Origin of the sequence: Chryseobacterium sp. LJ668 (assembly GCF_019613955.1) — a bacterium.
GTDB lineage: Bacteria > Bacteroidota > Bacteroidia > Flavobacteriales > Weeksellaceae > Chryseobacterium.
The window spans coordinates 2,039,442-2,058,525 of the sequence record NZ_CP080443.1; the positions used below are offsets into that span (position 1 = coordinate 2,039,442).

General features: G+C 35.0%; 19 protein-coding genes and 1 tRNA gene. 5 read left to right on the forward strand and 15 right to left on the reverse strand.

What is annotated here, in order from left to right; genetic code table 11:
• Positions 1-5: 5 nt before the first annotated feature.
• Positions 6-542, reverse strand: a complete 537-nt coding sequence (locus tag K0U91_RS09520; protein ID WP_219970472.1) for a glycine zipper domain-containing protein — start codon at positions 540-542, stop codon at positions 6-8.
• 315 nt (positions 543-857) lie between these two features.
• On the opposite strand from K0U91_RS09520, the gene K0U91_RS09525 reads away from it, so the two are divergent.
• The gene (locus K0U91_RS09525; RefSeq protein ID WP_220180542.1) at positions 858-1,157 is read left to right on the forward strand and encodes a DUF3817 domain-containing protein; all 300 of its coding nucleotides are present in this window, start codon (positions 858-860) and stop codon (positions 1,155-1,157) included.
• A gap of 74 nt (positions 1,158-1,231) precedes the next feature.
• Here the strand turns inward: K0U91_RS09525 and K0U91_RS09530 are convergent.
• The 7 genes from K0U91_RS09530 to K0U91_RS09560 all read right to left on the reverse strand — a co-directional run bounded on the left by K0U91_RS09530 (position 1,232) and on the right by K0U91_RS09560 (position 6,753).
• A tRNA-Cys gene (locus tag K0U91_RS09530) sits at positions 1,232-1,302 on the reverse strand.
• A gap of 50 nt (positions 1,303-1,352) precedes the next feature.
• Entirely contained in the window at positions 1,353-1,841 is a 489-nt protein-coding gene (locus tag K0U91_RS09535; protein ID WP_219970474.1) for an RDD family protein, read from the reverse strand.
• Between the two features lie 31 nt (positions 1,842-1,872).
• On the reverse strand, positions 1,873-3,234 hold the full coding sequence (locus K0U91_RS09540; protein ID WP_220180541.1) for a DUF4403 family protein: 1,362 nt from the start codon (positions 3,232-3,234) through the stop codon (positions 1,873-1,875).
• Between the two features lie 27 nt (positions 3,235-3,261).
• Entirely contained in the window at positions 3,262-3,645 is a 384-nt protein-coding gene (gene folB / locus K0U91_RS09545; RefSeq protein ID WP_220180540.1) for a dihydroneopterin aldolase, read from the reverse strand.
• Positions 3,646-4,128: 483 nt separating this feature from the next.
• Positions 4,129-5,148, reverse strand: a complete 1,020-nt coding sequence (gene nadA / locus K0U91_RS09550; protein WP_220180539.1) for a quinolinate synthase NadA — start codon at positions 5,146-5,148, stop codon at positions 4,129-4,131.
• A 101-nt stretch (positions 5,149-5,249) separates the two neighbouring features.
• Entirely contained in the window at positions 5,250-5,813 is a 564-nt protein-coding gene (gene gmk / locus K0U91_RS09555; RefSeq protein ID WP_220180538.1) for a guanylate kinase, read from the reverse strand.
• An 82-nt stretch (positions 5,814-5,895) separates the two neighbouring features.
• Positions 5,896-6,753 carry a YicC family protein gene (locus K0U91_RS09560; protein WP_219970478.1) on the reverse strand — a complete coding sequence of 286 codons (858 nt, stop codon included), beginning with the start codon at positions 6,751-6,753 and terminating at the stop codon, positions 5,896-5,898.
• Between the two features lie 112 nt (positions 6,754-6,865).
• On the opposite strand from K0U91_RS09560, the gene miaA reads away from it, so the two are divergent.
• Together miaA and K0U91_RS09570 are read left to right on the forward strand one after the other, a co-directional pair.
• Entirely contained in the window at positions 6,866-7,792 is a 927-nt protein-coding gene (gene miaA / locus K0U91_RS09565; RefSeq protein ID WP_220180537.1) for a tRNA (adenosine(37)-N6)-dimethylallyltransferase MiaA, read from the forward strand.
• Between the two features lie 88 nt (positions 7,793-7,880).
• Positions 7,881-8,480: a phosphoglycerate mutase family protein gene (locus K0U91_RS09570; RefSeq protein ID WP_220180536.1), complete on the forward strand. Its 600-nt coding sequence runs from the start codon at positions 7,881-7,883 to the stop codon at positions 8,478-8,480.
• A 54-nt stretch (positions 8,481-8,534) separates the two neighbouring features.
• On the opposite strand, the gene K0U91_RS09575 is transcribed toward K0U91_RS09570, so the two are convergent.
• The 4 genes from K0U91_RS09575 to K0U91_RS09590 all read right to left on the reverse strand — a co-directional run bounded on the left by K0U91_RS09575 (position 8,535) and on the right by K0U91_RS09590 (position 15,445).
• Complete coding sequence (locus K0U91_RS09575) at positions 8,535-9,947, reverse strand: efflux transporter outer membrane subunit (RefSeq protein ID WP_220180535.1); 1,413 nt, start codon at positions 9,945-9,947, stop codon at positions 8,535-8,537.
• A gap of 158 nt (positions 9,948-10,105) precedes the next feature.
• Entirely contained in the window at positions 10,106-13,276 is a 3,171-nt protein-coding gene (locus tag K0U91_RS09580; protein WP_220180534.1) for an efflux RND transporter permease subunit, read from the reverse strand.
• A 65-nt stretch (positions 13,277-13,341) separates the two neighbouring features.
• A complete protein-coding gene (locus K0U91_RS09585; RefSeq protein WP_220180533.1) occupies positions 13,342-14,502 on the reverse strand; it encodes an efflux RND transporter periplasmic adaptor subunit in 1,161 nt (386 codons plus the stop codon).
• A 346-nt stretch (positions 14,503-14,848) separates the two neighbouring features.
• The gene (locus K0U91_RS09590; protein WP_219970484.1) at positions 14,849-15,445 is read right to left on the reverse strand and encodes a TetR/AcrR family transcriptional regulator; all 597 of its coding nucleotides are present in this window, start codon (positions 15,443-15,445) and stop codon (positions 14,849-14,851) included.
• Between the two features lie 254 nt (positions 15,446-15,699).
• Here K0U91_RS09590 and K0U91_RS09595 point away from each other — a divergent pair, with 254 nt between their 5' ends.
• Positions 15,700-16,254 carry a thioredoxin family protein gene (locus K0U91_RS09595; RefSeq protein WP_219970485.1) on the forward strand — a complete coding sequence of 185 codons (555 nt, stop codon included), beginning with the start codon at positions 15,700-15,702 and terminating at the stop codon, positions 16,252-16,254.
• A 208-nt stretch (positions 16,255-16,462) separates the two neighbouring features.
• On the opposite strand, the gene K0U91_RS09600 is transcribed toward K0U91_RS09595, so the two are convergent.
• Complete coding sequence (locus K0U91_RS09600; RefSeq protein ID WP_220180532.1) at positions 16,463-17,101, reverse strand: MBL fold metallo-hydrolase; 639 nt, start codon at positions 17,099-17,101, stop codon at positions 16,463-16,465.
• 60 nt (positions 17,102-17,161) lie between these two features.
• Here K0U91_RS09600 and K0U91_RS09605 point away from each other — a divergent pair, with 60 nt between their 5' ends.
• Positions 17,162-18,373 carry a type IX secretion system plug protein gene (locus K0U91_RS09605; RefSeq protein ID WP_220180531.1) on the forward strand — a complete coding sequence of 404 codons (1,212 nt, stop codon included), beginning with the start codon at positions 17,162-17,164 and terminating at the stop codon, positions 18,371-18,373.
• 136 nt (positions 18,374-18,509) lie between these two features.
• Here K0U91_RS09605 and K0U91_RS09610 read toward each other — a convergent pair whose 3' ends face one another.
• Positions 18,510-18,770 (reverse strand): hypothetical protein, encoded by a 261-nt coding sequence (locus K0U91_RS09610; RefSeq protein WP_220180530.1) that lies wholly within the window; start codon positions 18,768-18,770, stop codon positions 18,510-18,512.
• Entirely contained in the window at positions 18,770-18,997 is a 228-nt protein-coding gene (locus K0U91_RS09615) for a hypothetical protein (RefSeq protein WP_220180529.1), read from the reverse strand. The genes K0U91_RS09610 and K0U91_RS09615 overlap by 1 nt, the downstream gene beginning before the upstream one ends.
• Positions 18,998-19,084: the final 87 nt, after the last annotated feature.

A 19,084-nucleotide genomic window follows, 5' to 3' on the forward strand; every position in this document is an offset into this window, starting at 1 on the left:
ATTATCTATTTAGGCTGTACTCGCCCACTTTTTCTATCCTGTGCTCTACCTAATGTATACCCGGTTGCGGCACCAATAACTCCACCTACTACAGCACCTCCACCACGGTTTTTTTTGTTAACAATAGCACCCAAAGCTGCCCCACTTACGGCACCAATCGCGGTACCTTTAGCAGCTTCACTGATTCCTTTTTTCTGCGGTGCAGTTGTTCCTGCAGAACTTCCTCCGTTGTTAGCAACACTACCGCTGTTTGAACTTGATGATCTGTCTCGGTATATTGTTTTTGTTTCTCGTATTACTTGAGGCGAAGCAGCTGCAGCAGTTTTAGCTTTCTGCACCTCAACAAGGCTGTCTGCTTTTTTCTGAGCTTCGTATGCGAATCTTTCTTTTTCAATTGCCAGTTTTTGCTTCTCTATATCAAGCTGTCTTGCCTGAAATTCCATTTTTTGTTGTTCTAAAGATTTTTCTGCAACCTGGTCATCTTTCTTACAGGCAGTCAGTGTAATCACCGACAAAATTCCTGCTAATACTATATTTTTCATATGTGTAAATTTTAATTATTAATAATGTCATCGTATTGCCAGTTTTATTTGTAATTAAGCCTAGCTGATTACGTGTAAATAATTCAATTTTTCAAATTCTACCAAACCCAAGTTAGTCTGATGTTGTGGTATGTTCAATTATGAAGCCAAGTTTTAGTTAAGAAAATGTTAAAATGTAAAAAACAAGTGAATAAGGTAATGAGAGAGGGTACTATCGTTTTATGATATTGTTTAAATTTCAGTTAGTATTTTTATTATTGCCCATTTCGGAAGAATGCATTATTATTGTTTGAAAATGATTTATAAAGAAAACGAATGGTCAATTTATATCGTAAAATAGCAATTATTGAAGGTGTTTCTTATCTGATTTTATTATTTGTTGCAATGCCGTTAAAATATCTGTTTGATATCCCGGATGCTGTAAAGTATTTTGGCTGGATACACGGCGTTTTATTTCTCGTTTTTATAGGGATTCTCATCATCACAGCATTTCAATACAAATGGAGCTTAAAAAGAGTTATAGTTTATCTAATAGCATCAGTATTGCCTTTTATACCATTTATATTAGACAAGAATTTGAAAAAAGAATATACGAATACGTCTGGCTATCGTTAAATAAAGCAAAAGTTAGCGTAAGAATATAAAAAAAACCCTAAACTCTGAACATTCAGTAGAATAGGGTTTTGATGAGGTACCTAGCGGATTCGAACCGCTGTAGATGGTGTTGCAGACCACTGCCTAGCCGCTCGGCCAAAGTACCATTTTTAAGTGGTGCAAATATAGAAGATTTTCTAATTCAAAGCAAAGTTTTTAAGCGATTTCTTTCTTTCCAAGATCTTCAATATCTGTTCTTACCTGTTTTTCAGCCTCATAATTTTTGATGCTAATTACACGTGTATCACTCCAGCTGTCATGTAATCCAGTTTCTCCAAAAAAAGACAGCTGATCAATCAAGATAATCCCTCTAGTAATATTTCTAATGAAAAAATTACTTACTGAGGGTTTGCTGCCGTCAATCATGATTACTTTTGTTCCTGTAATCAATTTTCCTAAGCTTCTGCCTCCTGTAACAGATTCGATGATAAAAATGTATACAACATAACATACAATACTTAGAAGTCTGTCGGTGATCGAATTGATATTGCTTATCCAAGAATTAAAAGCTGGACTTATCGTCAAAAGCATCAGAAAAGCACATGTAAATAAAATGTAAAAAGTAAAAAGATCTACAAAATAATTGGCGAATCTTAGTCCCTTTGAAGCTTTGTTGTTTTCTACAATTTTTAAATGTTTTCTCATCGTTTATTTATGGTTTTAAGTTTACAATTATTTAAAATCCTTTTAAAGTAAGTCTCAGATTTGCATTCGTATCGATCACAGCTGTAATTCCCGAATTATTTAAAAGAATCTGGTGAGGCTTAAGATTTGAAACTTTACCTGTCATCTTTAAGCCTTTATAATATTCTTTGTTAAATGCTTCTTCTATACTTTTCTTTGATGAAATTTCAAGATCAGATGTTGGAATCCCGTATTCATCTTCTATCATTTTCACAATTTTTCCTTTGAAAAGAGAAGTTGCTAACTTTTGAATAATATTGGCTGTCCTTAGTTTAAATTTTGTATCTGAAAGTACTATTTTTCTTTTACTTTCATCATAAGCGGGAATTCCCGAAATAAAAGCTGTTCCGTTCACATAACCTTCCGTGTCAGCTTCTATCATAATTCGGTTGGCTTCGCCGTATACTTTGATATTCGTGATTTTTACTTTAGAATCTCTGACGTCAAATTCTTTATTCAGAAAAGTTTTTTTTGCGATATTCGTTGCTTCAGAAAACGGAATATTCGCAGTGGTCTGCAGGACAAATTGGTCTGCCAAAAGAGGAATAAAATTAAAATTCATCACGGCTTTTGCGGGTTGCGAAGCTTCAGGTTTGGTTCCGGTGTACGTTTCTGAGAAAATATCGATTCCGATAGTGGTGTCGATTTGATTTCCGTAGAATTTAAATGGAGTAATATTGACGTTGATCGGCGTGATTTTGAGCCATGTATTATATTCTTCGGAGATGTTAAAGGGTTGAGAAAATGCATTCCAGGCCAGAACTGCATATTGCTGAAAATTGAGTTGTGAAGCCATTTGCTTATCAATCGTTTTACAGAAATTGTATTGCTGTTCTTTCAGGCTTTTTTCAACAAAAGAAGTAATTGGGATCTGAATTTTTCCGAAATCTAAAACAGGTTTTTTCACCCATTTAAAACCCATTGGCTGTGTGAAAGTGCTTACCGTCCAGTTATTTTTAAAGCTTAATGCGGTTTTAAAATACATGACCGTTTCGAAAGCCGTTTCCTGATAAGTATAAACTCCCAAAGTTCCGATGCCTTTTTCTGCCCAAATTTTTAACGGAACTTCTATCAGAATGTTTTCATTAGCATCTCCAACGAGTCTTATCGGTCTGGTTTTCCAGACTTTTACTTTAAATTGGTCGTTATCATTGTCCGTATAAGAATCATCCTGAAAAATCAAATCTTTCACCGAAGCATTAATCATATTGCTGATTTCCGACAACGGAATTGTAACAGGCATCGTAATGCTCGATTTTATTTTCGGAAAATTATAAATGGCATCGCCGGACGTATTGCTTTGTCCAAAAATTCCAATAGAGAGAAGTAGAAATAATATGTTTAATATCTTCACTAGGTTTTTATTTTTTAAAACTGAAAATTACTCATTTCCTGTAATTCCGCCTAATAAAAAACTTTTTTCAAGCTCTATACTTGCACCTTTAGTTTCGCCTTTCATGGGCGGGCTTGTTTTGGTGATTCTTAATTTGATGTAAGAAATCTGATTGAATTTTTCATTGATTTTGGTAATGATTCTTCCTGCGACATGTTCTAGCAGCTTAGATCGAATCTTCATCTCATCATGAATAATCTCATTAATATCTGCATAGCTTATCGTATCATTCAAATCATCGGAAGCAGCAGCATCCCACAAATCAGTGTGTAGCTCTGCATTTAAAATATAATAGGTTCCGATGATGTTTTCTTCGGGAAGAACGCCGTGATAAGCGTAGATTTTTACGTCTTCTAAAAATATTTTGCTCATGAATTTTGAAATTGTTTTAATGACTTATTTTAGATTCAATTTTTATAAAATAAATAAATAAGCGGATAAGTTTTAAGTGAAAAAGCGAGTAAAAAACCCGCTTTAAAATTTATTTGATGCTTTTCAAAAGGTCAAGCATTGTCTCTATAGGTTCTAATACTTTGAGAAGCATAATTTTTTATGTTTCATAATAAAAATCTACACAAAAAATTATCCAGTTTCTTTGGTGTAAAAATCAAGAATAATCGTAATCGATGTTATTAACCAAAACCAACAAGAAAAAATAAATGCATAAAAAATAACCAAAACCATTAAATGAAATAGTGTCATAGTTGAGTAAGAACTATTGAGAACTAGGTCATAATCATCAATTAGAAAATAAATTAAAAAGACAACTATAAATATTGAAACCAAATATTTATAGATTTTAAATGCCTTTTTAAATGCACTATTCATTTCTTATATTTTTCCGTGTATGTATTTTTATTTAATGCTTTTTGAAAGATCGAGCATTGCCTCAATAGGTTTCAGCGCTCTCAGTCGAAGTTCTTCTTCAATGATAATTTCAGGAAGTTCATATTTCATGCATAAATAGAGTTTTTCCATTGTATTTCTCTTCATGTAAAAACATTCTGAGCAGTTACAGCTTTCGTCAAAAACCAAAGCAGGAATCAGTTCTTTGTGTGGTGCACGTTTTCTCATTTCGTGAAGAATTCCTTCTTCTGTTGCAATAATGAATTTCTGACAATCGTCTTGTTCTACAAAATTCAAAAGTGCAGAAGTCGAACCGATAAAGTGAGCCAGTTTTAAAACGGCTTCTTCACTTTCCGGATGTGCAATCAGTTTTGCATCAGGATTATCTGCCAATTGCTGTGCAATTCTTTCCATGGAAAACGCTTCGTGTACAATACAACTTCCGTCCCAAAGAATCATATCACGTCCGGTTTTTTTAGATAAATATCTTCCCAAATTTTTATCCGGGGCAAAGATAATCGGTCGGTCAGTCGGTAAAGCTTCAATTACGGTTTCAGCGTTCGAACTGGTAACAATGATGTCACTTTCTGCTTTTGTTTCAGCGTTACAGTTGATGTACGTAGCAATTAAGGCATTGGGATATTGCTCACGCATCTTTCTCAAACCTTCTCCTGAACAACCGTCTGCTAGAGAGCATCCCGCCATTGTATCTGGAAGAACTACTTTTTTAGTTGGGTTCAGGATTTTTGCAGCTTCTGCCATGAAATGCACTCCGCAGAACACGATCATATCGGCATCGGTATCTTTTGCCTGTCTTGCCAACTGAAGAGAATCTCCCAGAAAATCAGCGATATCCTGAATTTCTCCCGGTTGATAATAATGCGCCAGAATAACGGCATTTTTTTCTTCTTTCAATTGGAGAATGGCTTTTACCAAATCTTCCCCTTGTGGAATTGCTATATCTTTCAAATCTAAAAATCCTTTTACAGGAAGTGTAGATTTAGCTTTTTCTAATGTTTCGGTGCTCATCTCGACCTCAGTTTTTAGAATTAGAAATTAGAAGTTAGAAATTAGAAATTAGATTTTTGATGTTTTTACACTACAAACCTCCAACTTCTATCATCCAGCCTTTAACTTCCAATAAAATTTTTTATTAAACTTTCTATTTCTTTTTTTGCTTCACTCAAATCGCTGTTGATAACGATTTTATCAAATTCTATCGCGTAAGTAAGCTCTTCTTCAGCTTTTTCCACGCGGGTTTTGATGGTTTCGGCGTCATCGGTGTTTCTTGAAATCAATCTTCGTTCCAACTCGGCAATCGAAGGTGGTTCAATGAAAATGGACAATGCTTTTTCGCCAAAATATTTTTTTAATGAAATTCCGCCTTTTACGTCTACATCAAAAATAACAACTTTTCCCTGATTCCAGATGTTTTCTACTTCAGATTTTAAAGTTCCGTAATATTTATCGGTGTAAACCTCTTCAAATTCCACAAAAGCTTCCTCAGCAATTTTCTGTCTGAATTCGTCAGGCGAAATAAAGTGATAATCAACGGCATGAATTTCACTTCCTCTTGGCTCTCTCGTCGTGCAAGAGATGGAAAATTCCAATTCGGGAATTGCTTCCAACGAATGTTTTACCAACGTTGTCTTCCCGCTTCCTGACGGCGCTGAAAATATGATAACTTTATTCATTATTCATATAGTTGCTGGCTGATGGTTTTAAGTTGATGGGTGAAGAAATCCTAACAATCATCAATTAAACCGAATCAACTAATTATAATACATTTAATGTTTGTTCTTTAATTTTTTCTAAGTCATCTTTCATCATCACCACCAATTTCTGAATCTCAGCGTGATTGGCTTTTGAACCTAAAGTATTGATTTCTCTTCCGATTTCCTGCGAAATAAAACCTAGTTTTTTCCCATTAAAATCTTCGTTGTCCATCACTTCAGAATAATATTTCAAATGCTGGGAAAGTCTTACCTTTTCTTCCTGAATGTCTAATTTTTCAGTGAAATAAGCCATTTCCTGATAAAATCTTGTCTCATCAACGTTTTCAAACTCTTTTAAAGTTTTCATATACCGTTCTCTAACGGTATCAATTCTCACCTGTTCATAAGGAACAACTTCTGTTAAATATTTATCAATATTTTTAATGTTCCGTTCCAGCTCTTCATGAAGGATATTTCCTTCCGTTTTTCGGAATTCCTGAAATTTATCGACAGCTGCATGTACAATTTTAGCCAAAGCTTCCCATTCTCCTTCATTCAGTTCGTCTGGTCTCGAAGTGATGGCATCAGGAAGTCGTACTGCCATTTTAAGGTATTCAAAATCTGGTCCGTCAGAAGCAATGTTTTTAAGCTCATTCATATAAGAATCAATCAGACTTCTGTTGATTTTCACATCATTGGTTTCTTCAAGATTCTCAATATTAATATAGCAATCTACCTTTCCACGGATGATTCTATCATTGAGAATTTTTCTTACTTCAAATTCTTTTTCTTTGTAACGTAAAGGAATTTTAATGTTCAAATCAAAGCTCTTGCTGTTCAGTGATTTAATATCTATCGAAATTTTTTTTCCTTCAAAAACACCTTCGGCTCTACCGAAGCCGGTCATTGATAAAATCATACTTTTTTATTGTTTTACAAAGATAAACATTTAAGTCTATGTGTTCTAAATATCTTCAATTTGTGGTTTAAAAATAAAAGTTAAGCTAAACTCATTTTTGTAAATTAGCAAAGTGAAAAATAAAAATTTGATTTCTGTTGTAGGTCCTACCGGAATTGGAAAAACGAGATTGGCAATTGATCTGGCAAAACATTTCAATACAGAAATTGTCTCCTGCGATTCGCGACAGTTTTTTAAAGAAATGATCATCGGAACTGCTTCTCCTTCAGCAGAAGAACTGGCTGAGGCAACTCATCATTTTATAGGGAATCTTTCGGTTCAGGAATATTATTCTATCGGGCAATATGAGGAAGATGCCTTAAAAAAACTCAACGAACTTTTTGAAAAACACAATACCGTCATTTTAGTTGGTGGAAGTATGATGTACGAAAAAGCGGTCATAGAAGGTCTGAATGACCTGCCGGAAGCCAATGAAGAAAATCAAACTAAGCTGCAGGCAATTCTTGATCATGAAGGAATTGATAAACTTCAGACAATGCTGAAAGAACTCGATCCGGAGTATTATTCTGTCGTAGATTTCCATAATCACAGAAGGCTTTTACGGGCAATTGATGTTATTTGGCAAACAAATAAAAAATATTCTGAATTGATTGCTGTTTCACAGGATTCAAGAGACTTTAATGTGATCCGGATCGGTATTGATGCCCCGAGGGAAAAGCTGTATGACAGAATCAACAGGAGAGTGGATATCATGATGGAGAAAGGTTTGTTGAATGAAGCTAAAGGTTTGGAGAAATTCAAACATTTGACGGCTTTGAATACGGTTGGATATGCCGAATTGTTTAAATATTTTGACGGAGAGTGGGATTTGGATTTTGCGGTTTCTGAAATCAAGAAAAACAGCCGAAGATATGCAAAACGCCAATTAACCTGGTATCGAAAGGCGGAAGATATTCATTATTTGCAAATGGGATATTCTGAAAAGGATTTTAATGATTTGATAGAATTTATTTCTGCACAAAAAGAGTCAATAATTTAATTTTGCTTTTGAATATTCTTCATTTAAGTTTTGTTTATTAAATTTACCTGAAAACCATTGGGTTCTATTAATTTTAAATAAATTAATCATGAAGAAAACATTTATTTCGAGCTTATTGCTGATTGTCCTTATTGCAATAGGTGTACGAATTTCCGCTCAAGAACTTAAGACTGTTACTCCGGCAAATTCCATTGAAAGTCTATTAGGCATTCCTTTACAATCAGAAATAAAAAGTACCGAAACTGTATTGATTTTGCTGCGTCATGCTGAAAAAGAAAATGTCGGGAATGATCCTGAATTAAGTGCTGATGGAAAAATGAGAGCAGAAGAATTAAAAAAAATATTAAAGAATGTGCATGTAGATGCTGTTTTTACAACTCCATTTAACCGTACGAGACAAACAGTGGCTCCGTTGGCAGCAGAAAAAAATCTTTTAATTAAAGAATACTCACCCAAAGAAACTCCACAGCAATTCATAGAGAATATCATTGCACAGAATAGGGGGAAAGTAGTGGTTATTGTAGGGCATTCTAATACAATTCCTGAGATGGTAAAAATATTGAGTGATAATACCATAGATCCAAAGATCAACGATGCTCAGTTTGACAATTTATTTGTGATTAAAAATTCATCGGTTTCGGGAACTGTGTCTGCTGTTCAGAAAAAATTCGGGAAAACCACCCCATAATTTAATAAAAATGCGATCCCGAAAGACCGCACTTCAAACAATATAATTAATTTACTACTTCCATCCGCCACCTAAAGCCCGGTATAAATCTACGATACTGCTTAATCTCTGTCTTTTTACGGACGCAAGATTCAGTTCAGCCTGTAGAGAATTTCCCTGAGCGGTAATCACTTCTAAGTAATTTGCCATTCCGCCTTTGTACAGCATTTCGGCACTTTTGATTCCGTTTTTCAAAGTTGTTACCTGTTCGCTGGCTTTCTGTTCCTGAACTTTTAAACTTTCGTTAGAAACCAATGCATCAGAAACTTCGCCTACTGCATTCAAAACAGACTGACGAAATGCCAAAACGTTTTTCTCTCTTTGAATTTTAGCAACATTTAAATCTGTTTTCAATTGTCTTTTCTGAAAAATAGGCTGAGTCAATCCTCCTAAAACCGAACCGAACAGGGAAGCCGGAATCTGAAACCAGTTATCAATCTTAAATGAATTAACGCCACCGTTTGCGGTAATTCTTAATGCAGGATACATATTGGCCTGAGCAATTCCTACCAATGAATTTGATTCCAGTAATGCCAATTCTTGCTGACGAACATCAGGACGACGGCTCACCATCGCTGCGGGAAGTCCTGCGGAAATATCCTGTGGTAAAGAAGTGTCAGACATTTCAATCGTTCTATTGACTTTATTTGGATTTTCACCAACCAAAATACTTAGAGCATTTTCCTGAATGGCAATATTTTGCTCCAGTTGAGTGATCAAAAGTTCTGTCGATTGTTTTTGAGCAGTTGCCTGCTGAACTCCTAATGAAGTTGTATCGCCACTTTGCCACAATTTTTCTGTAAGAGAAAGCGTGTTGGTACTTAAATCTAAATTGGATTTTGCAATCTGTAATTGTTTATCAAGCATCAATAAATTATAATAACCCTGCGCAATTGCGGCAACAACCTGTGTCTGAATTGCTTTTGTCGCTTCATAAGTCTGCAGATACTGCATTTTTGAAACTTCCTGCTGATTTTTTATTTTCCCCCAGATGTCTGCTTCCCAAGAAAGATTAAATGCTGCATTGTAATCTTCAACATGACTTTGCCCTAAAAATAAATTTAAGCTTTGCCCATTCATGCTGTTTTTTGAAGGTTTTGAAATCTGTGCAGAAACTCCGAAACCAATATCAGGATATTGAAGATATTTTGCCTGTTTCAGTTTTTCTTGAGAAGAAGCAACCTGTTTTAATGCAATTTGTAAGTCATAATTATTTCTAATCCCTTTTTCTATCAAATCTTGCAAAATAGGATCGTTAAAAAACTGTTTCCATTGTAAATTGGCTACACTTGCGGTGTCGGCGGTTGCCGTATATTGAAATTGCTCCGGAAGCTCAAGTTCAGGTTCTTTGTACGCCAGTTTTGACACGCAGGAAACCGAAACTAAAGCCAGCGCAAATGCTATGATGATATTTTTTACTCTTTTCATAAGTCTATATATTTAAATTGATCACAAAACTTTGAGTGGTAAGCAAAATTGTCTTTAGTAGGAGAAAATATTTTGCTTGGTTCAGAAAATCTTTAAAATTAAATTGAAGAAAAATTTTGTATGATTTTCATTTCTCAAAGTTTTGTTAATCATTTTTATTAATGTGCTGCTGCTAAAAGTTTTTGTTTTTGAAGTCTTTTATTCTTTCTGCTCGGCATTTTTTCATGTAAATACTGGAAGATTACGTACATCACCGGAATAATGAAAATCCCGAAGACAACTCCTGTAAACATTCCGCCAACAGTACTTATTCCGATGGAGTGGTTACCTTTTGCGGCTGCACCTTGAGTCCAAACCAAGGGTAACATACCAATGATAAAGGCAAATGAAGTCATCAGAATTGGTCTCAAACGTAATCTTGAAGCCTGAAGAGCTGATTCAATTAATGTTTTTCCAGCTTTTCTTCGCTGAACGGCAAATTCCACGATCAGAATCGCGTTTTTCGCTAGCAATCCGACGAGCATGATTAATCCGACCTGAACGTAAATATTATTATCAATTCCGGCTAATCCTGTGAAAGCAAATACTCCGAAAATCCCTGTTGGAATAGTCAAAATAACTGCGAACGGAAGAACATAACTTTCGTACTGAGCTGCCAAAAGAAAATATACAAACAGAATACTCAACATAAATACAAAAGCAGTCTGTCCACCGGTTTTGATTTCTTCACGGGTAATTCCTGTCCATTCGTAACCGTATCCACGAGGAAGTGATTTCTGGGCAACTTCTTCTACCGCTTTGATTGCATCTCCCGTACTGTAACCAGGTTTTGGAGTTCCGTTGATGGTTACAGCGTTAAATAAGTTGTTTCTTGAAACGGTTTCTGGCCCGAAAGATCTTTTTAATGTGACCAAAGTCTTTACAGGAACCATCTCGCCGGTTTTATTTTTAACATAAATTCCTTCCATAGAATTCGCATCGGTTCTGTAAGGAATATCTGCCTGAGCCATTACCCTGTAGTATTTCCCGAATCTGTTGAAATCTGAAACGAAGCTACTTCCATAATAAATCTGCATGGTCTGCATTAATTCGGTTACAGAAACTCCCAATTGATTGGCTTTATCCGTATCTACATCAATTGTATATTGAGGATTTCCTGCTGCATAGGTTGTAAATGCAAAAGCAATTTCAGGGCGTTTCATTAATTCTCCGATAAAAGCTTGAGTATTGTTTCCCAACTGCTCAAAAGAACCGTTGGTTTTGTCCTGTAACATAAATTCAAATCCTGAAACGTTACCAAAACCCTGTACTGTTGGGAAATTGAAGAAAAATGCGTTGGCATCTTTCACTTGCGCCACTTTTCCTGTCAATCCTGCTGCAATTTGATCCGGATCTTTCACCTCGCCACGATCTTCAAAATCTTTCAGTTTAATAAAACCTGCAGCATATGGTGAAGCATTGGAATTACTGATGAAATTCATTCCGTCGGCAACCCAAAGATGATTTTTTGCTTTTTCACCGTTAATAATCTTATCGATTTGTTCAGTAGCTCTGTGCGTTCTGTCTAATGAACTTCCGGGCGGCGTATTTACTGCATACAAAACAAATCCCTGATCTTCTGTAGGAATAAATCCTGTCGGAGCTTTATTAATTAAGAAAACACTCGCAGCGGTAATCAACGCTAAACCTGTAACCGCAACCCATTTATTTTTAATTAAAAATTTAAGGCTGTAGATATATTTTCTGGTCATGTTGTTGAAGCTTTTGTTGAAAGCATTGAAAAACTTCGCTCCAAAACCTCTTTTTTGACTGTGTTCGCCATGTTCACCTTGAGAATCATTTAATAACAAAGCACATAAAGCAGGACTCAATGTTAATGCATTAACCGCTGAAATCATAATGGCGATTACCAAAGTAAAGGCAAACTGTCTGTAGAAAACTCCAGCAGGACCCTGCATAAAACCAACCGGAATAAATACCGCACACATCACCAATGTAATGGAAATAATTGCTCCGGAAATTTCACTCATCGAATTTGTTGTTGCCTGTTCAACCGGCATTCCCGTTTGTTCCATTTTAGAATGGACGGCTTCTACAACGACAATCGCATCATCCACCACAATTCCGATGGCTAAAACTAAAGCGAATAAGGTTAACATATTAATGCTGAATCCAAACATTTGAAGGAAGAAAAATGTGCCGATAATTGCTACCGGAACTGCAATCGCAGGAATTAATGTAGATCTGAAATCCTGAAGAAAAATAAATACTACAATAAATACCAGAACGAATGCAATTACTAAAGTTTCCACTACCTGATGAATTGACGCATCCAAAAAGTCTTTGGAATTGTACATGATGATGGGCTCAACTCCTTTAGGTAGGGTAGTTTTCATCTGCTCAACCTGCTTTTCAATATCAGTTAAAATTTCGTTGGCATTAGAACCTGCAGTTTGCAAAATTGCAAATCCTGCTACGGGTTTACCGTCCATTCTGTTGGCTGCGGTGTAGGTATAAGAACCGAATTCTACTCTTGCAACATCTTTTAATCTTAAAAACGAACCGTCACTGTTTGATTTGATGGCGATGTTTTCGTAGTCTGCATTTTTGTTTAATTTACCTTTATATTTTAAGATATATTCGTACGTTTCTTTGCTTCCCTGTCCCAAACGTCCCGGTGCTGCTTCAAGATTGTGATCTTTTACTGCTGCCAAAACTTCCTGTGGAGAAAGATTGTTGGCAGCTAACCGGTCTGGTTTCAGCCAAAGTCTCATCGAATAATCTCTTGTTCCGAAAACCTGAGCCTGAGCAACTCCCGGAACACGCTGTATTTGTGGAATGACATTGATCTTCAAGTAGTTTTGCAAGAAAAGTTCGTCATATTGTTTTGGGTCATTACTTGATAATCCCATAAACATAATCATACTGTTTTGAACTTTCTGAGTCGAAATTCCTGCCTGTACAACTTCCTGCGGAAGCTGGCTCATCGCTTTGGAAACACGGTTTTGAACGTTAACTGCTGCGTTATCCGGATCTGAACCCTGTTTGAAAAACACACTCAAAGTCATCGATCCGTCGTTACTTGAATTGGAGGTCATGTACGTCATGTTCTCAACACCGTTCACAGCCTCCTCAATAGGAACTGCAACTGATCGGGCAACAACTTCTGCATTCGCTCCCGGATAAAATGCTGTCACCTGCACACTTGGTGGTGCAATATCCGGAAACAGCGTAATCGGAAGGTTGAACACCGACATTGCTCCCAACAGCAAAAGTATGATGGAGATAACCGTAGAAAGTACCGGTCTATCTATAAATTGTTTTAACATAATAGTTTATTTTTAATGTTGTTTAAACGCTTTTCTGACTTTTGTATAAAAGTTTTAAACGATTTTTACAGAGGTCTTGCTCTCAAAAGACTGTCAGAAGAAATCGCTTTTGGCTGAATCATGACACCATCTTTCAGAGCTCCGATTCCTGTGTAAACGATTTTGTCACCAGCGGTAAGTCCTTCAGAAATAAAGTAATAACTGTCTGTTTTTCCTGAGATCGTAATTGGCTTTGAAGTTACTTTTTTGTCTTTTCCAACTACATATACGTAGACTTTATCCTGTATTTCGAAGGTTGATTCCTGAGGAATAACAAGCGTATTTGAAAATAATTGTGGCATACGAACCCGCCCTGTGTTTCCTGTTCTCAACGTTCCGTTTGCGTTTGGGAAAATAGCACGAACGCTGATTGCCCCTGTGGTTTTATCAAACTGTCCGTCAACGATGCTCATTTTACCTTTTTCAGGATATGTGGTATTGTCTGCGATCACCAAATCTACCATCGGCATATTTTTTAGTTTTTCGTTCAGCGTTGCACCAGAATATTTTTTCTGAAAACCGATAAAATCTAGTTCGCTTAATGAAAAGTAAGCATAGATTTCACTGATATCAGACAATAAAGTCAACGGACTTGGATCTGTTCTTGAAATCAGACTTCCTTTTTTGTAAGGTATTCTTCCAATATAACCGCTTACAGGCGCAGTAATCGTTGTGAATCCCACATTGATTCTGGCACCACCTACTGATGCTTTTGCTTGTGAACCTGCAGCGACTGCTGCTGCATAATTGGCTTTTGCAGTTCTCAGTTGTACATCTGAAACTACCTTTGCAGCAACCAACGGCTGAAGTCTGTCAACTTCTACTTTTGCCTTCTGAATATTGGCATTGGCAACCTGCAAATTAGCCTGAGCCATATTCATTTGCTCGCCGTAAGCTCTTGAATCTATTTTGAATAGGGCTTGTCCGGCTCTTACATAAGCGCCTTCTTCCACATAAATTCTATCTAAATATCCGTCAACCTGTGATCTGATTTCCACATTGTTTTTTCCTTCCAGAGCAGTTGGGAATTCCTGATAAATTGTTGCAGGTGAAGTAGTAACAGTAAATACAGGTAATTCTGGGGCGGGTGGAGCAGCATTACTGCCTTCTGCTGCTTTTGTGCAACTCTGTAAAAAAAGAATACTCGATATAAGTACGATCAATTTTGTTTTTGCAGTTGTTTTCATTGTAAGTTTTATTTTTTTTTAAAATGTTGGATTAAATAATATTGGTTTTAAAAATAAGTAATGTAATATTTTCTAACAGTGTTAAGTTATGGTTAAAAAAAATAAATCATTTTTAAATACTGAGTTAATATGTAATATTCATGGTCTACAATTAAATTATATTTTAATTTTTTTGTTTTAGATGTTATTTTTCTTAACAGTGTTAATGATAAGGAAAAAAAATTGCCAAAAATAGTGTATAAAAGTTATGTTTCATTTTAAAAGTTTTTTCTTTTTAGTTGTTGAATAATGTTAATTATTTCATGTTACTTTTCCTAACGGTGTTAATTTTTAGTTTAAAAAAAATTTACAAAGATTTAATAAATGCAGAAACCGTTTCGTCTAAAGTTGTTTTATTCATCGTTGAAGGTATATCGTCATTTCTCATCATCATAATCGAAATTAATCCATGTACTGCCGAAAACAAGGCATGAGATGAGTGACAAGCGTTATCTGGGTTTGAACCTTTCTTCTTTATAATTTCAAAAGTACAATCAAAAATCATATCCTGAAAAGATGAAAACTCTTCTTTCATTAAACCCTTTCCGCTGCATTGCATTCCTAAACCAAACATCAATTGATAGTATTCTTTATTTTTGAAAGCGAAATTCCAGTAAGCGTCTACAATCGCAGTTAATTGATCTTCCGGAGTTTCGTGTTTTTTCTGAGCTTTCAATAATTCTATTTGCAGACAATGAAAACCGTTAATAGAAATTTCATATAAAATTGCTTCTTTGTTTTCAAAGTGATCATAAACTACCGGCGCACTGTACTCGATTGCATCTGCAATTTTACGAATAGAAAGTGATGCCCAACCGTCAGCTTTCGCCAAAGTGAATGCTGCCTGCAAAATATTTGCACGGATAGATTCTTTTTCTCTTTGACGACGTTCATGTAAACCCATGATTTTTATTTTACTAACAGTGTTAGCAAAACTACAAACATTTTGGTATACCAACCAAATAATTTTTGAAATTTAATGTATAGCGTAGCTCTTCGAAGAAATACTATATTTAGCGGATGCCGACATAATGGGAGCTTGGATAATTTATTTTATAATTATTGTAAAAATTAATAAGTTACATAGCCTAACTCAATTAGTTATTGTTTTAGCAACTACTCAAAGAAATCTTTATCTTTGTTGACAAATAAAAAGAAATGAATACACCCTCAAATATGTTGGCATTAGGCACAAAAGCACCGTTTTTTGAACTTCCTAACCCTTCAACAGGTAATGAAATTCAGTCATTAGATGATTTGAAAGGCGAAAAAGGTACATTGGTGATTTTTATGTGCAACCATTGTCCCTTTGTACTTCACATTATTGATAAACTGACAGAATTGTACGAAGATTATAATGAAGCGGGGATTGAATTTATAGCAATCAACTCAAATGATGTTGAAAAATATCCTGCAGATTCTCCGGAAAAAATGATTGAATTTCAGATTGAGAAAAATTTTGATTTTCCATATTTGTATGATGAGAGTCAGTCTATTGCAAAAGCGTATGATGCGGCTTGCACGCCTGATTTCTTTTTCTTTGATGATAAATTAGACCTTATTTATAGAGGCCAAATTGATGATTCTAGACCGGGAAATCATAAAGATGTAACCGGCGAAGATTTAATTATTGCTTTCGAGAACCTTTTGATTGGTGAGCCTCAGGAAGAAATTCAGAGACCGAGCATAGGTTGTAATATCAAATGGAAATAATATAATCTTATTTAAAATAGACAAAAACCGTCAGATATTCTGATGGCTTTTGTTTTTTTAAATATGCCCGACTTTGCTTGGCATGACAATTCTAGTACGAACTGTTTTATTTAAATAGCTCATTTGTAGCAATATCATGCTGAGCTTGCCGAAGCATCTCACTATTTTAAAACTCTTAAATTCTCCCACACTTAAACGTAAATTACACTTATCTTAAAAACGGATTGTACTGTTTTTCAAAACCAATCGTTGTAGGATTTCCATGTCCTGAAAAGACCTGCGTTTCATCATCCAAAATAAAAAGCTTGGTTTTAATGCCCTCAATTAATTGCTCGTAATTTCCTTTGTACAAATCTGTTCTCCCGATGCTTCCCTCAAACAAGACATCACCTGAAATGATAAATTTTTGAGTTTCATTATGGTAAACCACACTTCCCGGAGAATGTCCCGGAACGTGATAAATTTTGAATTTTTCTCCGTCAAAATCCAATTTATCAACTTCATTTATATATTCTAATTCAACATTAATGTGATCAAGCTGGAACCCGAATCTCATTCCGCTGATCTGGAACATATCCAAAACTTCTTTATCATCTTCATGCATCGTTACCGGAACTTTATAAGTATCGAAAGCCCATTGTAAACCCAAAACATGATCAATGTGGGCATGCGTTAAAACAATTTTTTCAATTTTTAAATCATTTTCCTTAATAAAAGTCTCGATGACTCTGGTTTCCTGGTCGTTAATATTTCCCGGGTCAATTAGCCAGGCATTTTTATTTTCATTAAAAAGAACATATGTATTTTCATTTGCAAAATTGAAGACGAAAGCCTGTATCTGAAACATATTTTTGATAATTTTTATCAAAAATACGATATTCTCGAGAGATTCGTTATCTTCGTTATAATGAAAACGTTGCAGATATTTTTACTCAGTTTAGGTTCTCTGGCTTTTGGGCAGAACATTCAAAGCATTCAGTTGTTTAATCCTCAAACCAATGACGAAACGCCTGTCATCACTATGAATCAGCAGTTGGTGTTGAGTTTTGATGATTTAACCAATTCAAGTACCATTTACAGATACACCATCAAGCATTACGACAGAAACTGGCAGGACGACAATCTTTTTTTTACAGAAATTGCCAATGGTAGCATGAATGCACTGCTCGATCAATTTGAGTATTCTTTTAATACCATACAACCATACACTCATTATAAGCTGAATTTTCCGAATGATAAGATCAGACCGAAAATATCAGGAAATTTTGAAATCATCGTTTACAAAGATTCTGCGGATAAGCCGCTTTTCACCAAAAGATTTTCTTTGGTTGAAGATCAGGTCAATTTAGCTTTAAATATTTCAAGAATTTCCGACGCAAGAAACCCATATGTCAATCAAAGGGTAGAAGTTCAGGCGACTTCAAAAGGTGGAGATTTGTCAGCAAACGTAAATTCTATGACGCTGAATGTGATGCAGAATAACAATCAGAATATGAAAATTACCAATCTGAAACCAAGCTCTACTTTAGGAAGTCAGATTTTATTTCAGCAGATGAGTATCGTATTTCCAGGGAATAATGAATTTTACTATTTTGACAATAAAAATATGAATATGCCTGCCGATATGGTAAAAGAAACGGGGTTGAAAGATGGGGTTAATCAGACTTATCTTCATCCGGTTTGGGCGTATCCGCTCAATTATCAATATCAGCCAGATGTGAACGGAGCATTTTATTACCGAAGAAATGATTTAGGTTTAGAAAGAAATGCAGAACGAGAAGCTGATTATTCTTGGGTGTACTTCTCATTAGATTCTGATCCAATGGAAAAAGAACTCTATGTGTTGGGAGGTTTTAATGATTTTAAAGCAAATAAAGAATCGCAAATGATTTATAATGCTGAAACTAAAAGTTATATAGCAAAGATTTTTCTGAAACAGGGTTTTTATAACTATATTTTGGCAACGAAAGAAGCAAATGGTTCTTTAAACCTGGGTGAAGTTAATGGTAATTTCTGGCAGACGGAAAATCTCTATCAGGCATTTTTGTACTATAAGCCTTTTGGTAGAAATTATGACGGATTGCTTGGCTATGGTGAGTTTAGAACGCCTGTTAGATAGTTAAGGATAAATTATTTATAAAAAAACCTTACAAAATTTCATTTGTAAGGTTGCTGTTTAAGGTGTACAAGACCTTTACAGATAAAATCAAACTATATAATAATGTCAAAAAAAGTCGTCAATTAAATATCTTTTTTTAATTCTTAAAAATGGCAGTGATAAAAAGGCTGTCGTTGTCTTCAAATAAATAATGAATATCAACAGGAAATCTTTCGGTTTTATATACCTGAATTTCCTTGCTTTTTATATCTAAACTTTCGTAGTTGCTTAAAATCATATTGATTGATTCTTTTAAATCATCAAGAAAATACTTGCCTTGATTGTGTTCCTCAGCATTAAAAACCCTCATCAGCATCCGAATGTCATTCTTTGCAATAGATGACAATAAAACTTTCATTATGCACAGATTTTTTCAAGTTCTGCAATACTTTTAAAAAAATCAAGCTTTGTCTTACTGTTTTCAGAGTGAAACTGAATTCTGTTTAAAACTTCATCCAATTGAAATTGCGGAACATTAGATTTTGGAGTTGTATCTAAATTATCTACGATTCTAATGAATGCCTCTGCAAGTTCCGGAGTGAAAGTTTCAATTTTCCTTTTTAGAATTTCTATACTTGAGTTCATTATTTCTAATTTTTAAATTGGCCCTATCTTTTGATAGGGTAAAATTACAAAAAAATATTAAAAAACCAAACTTACCCCCTATTAAAT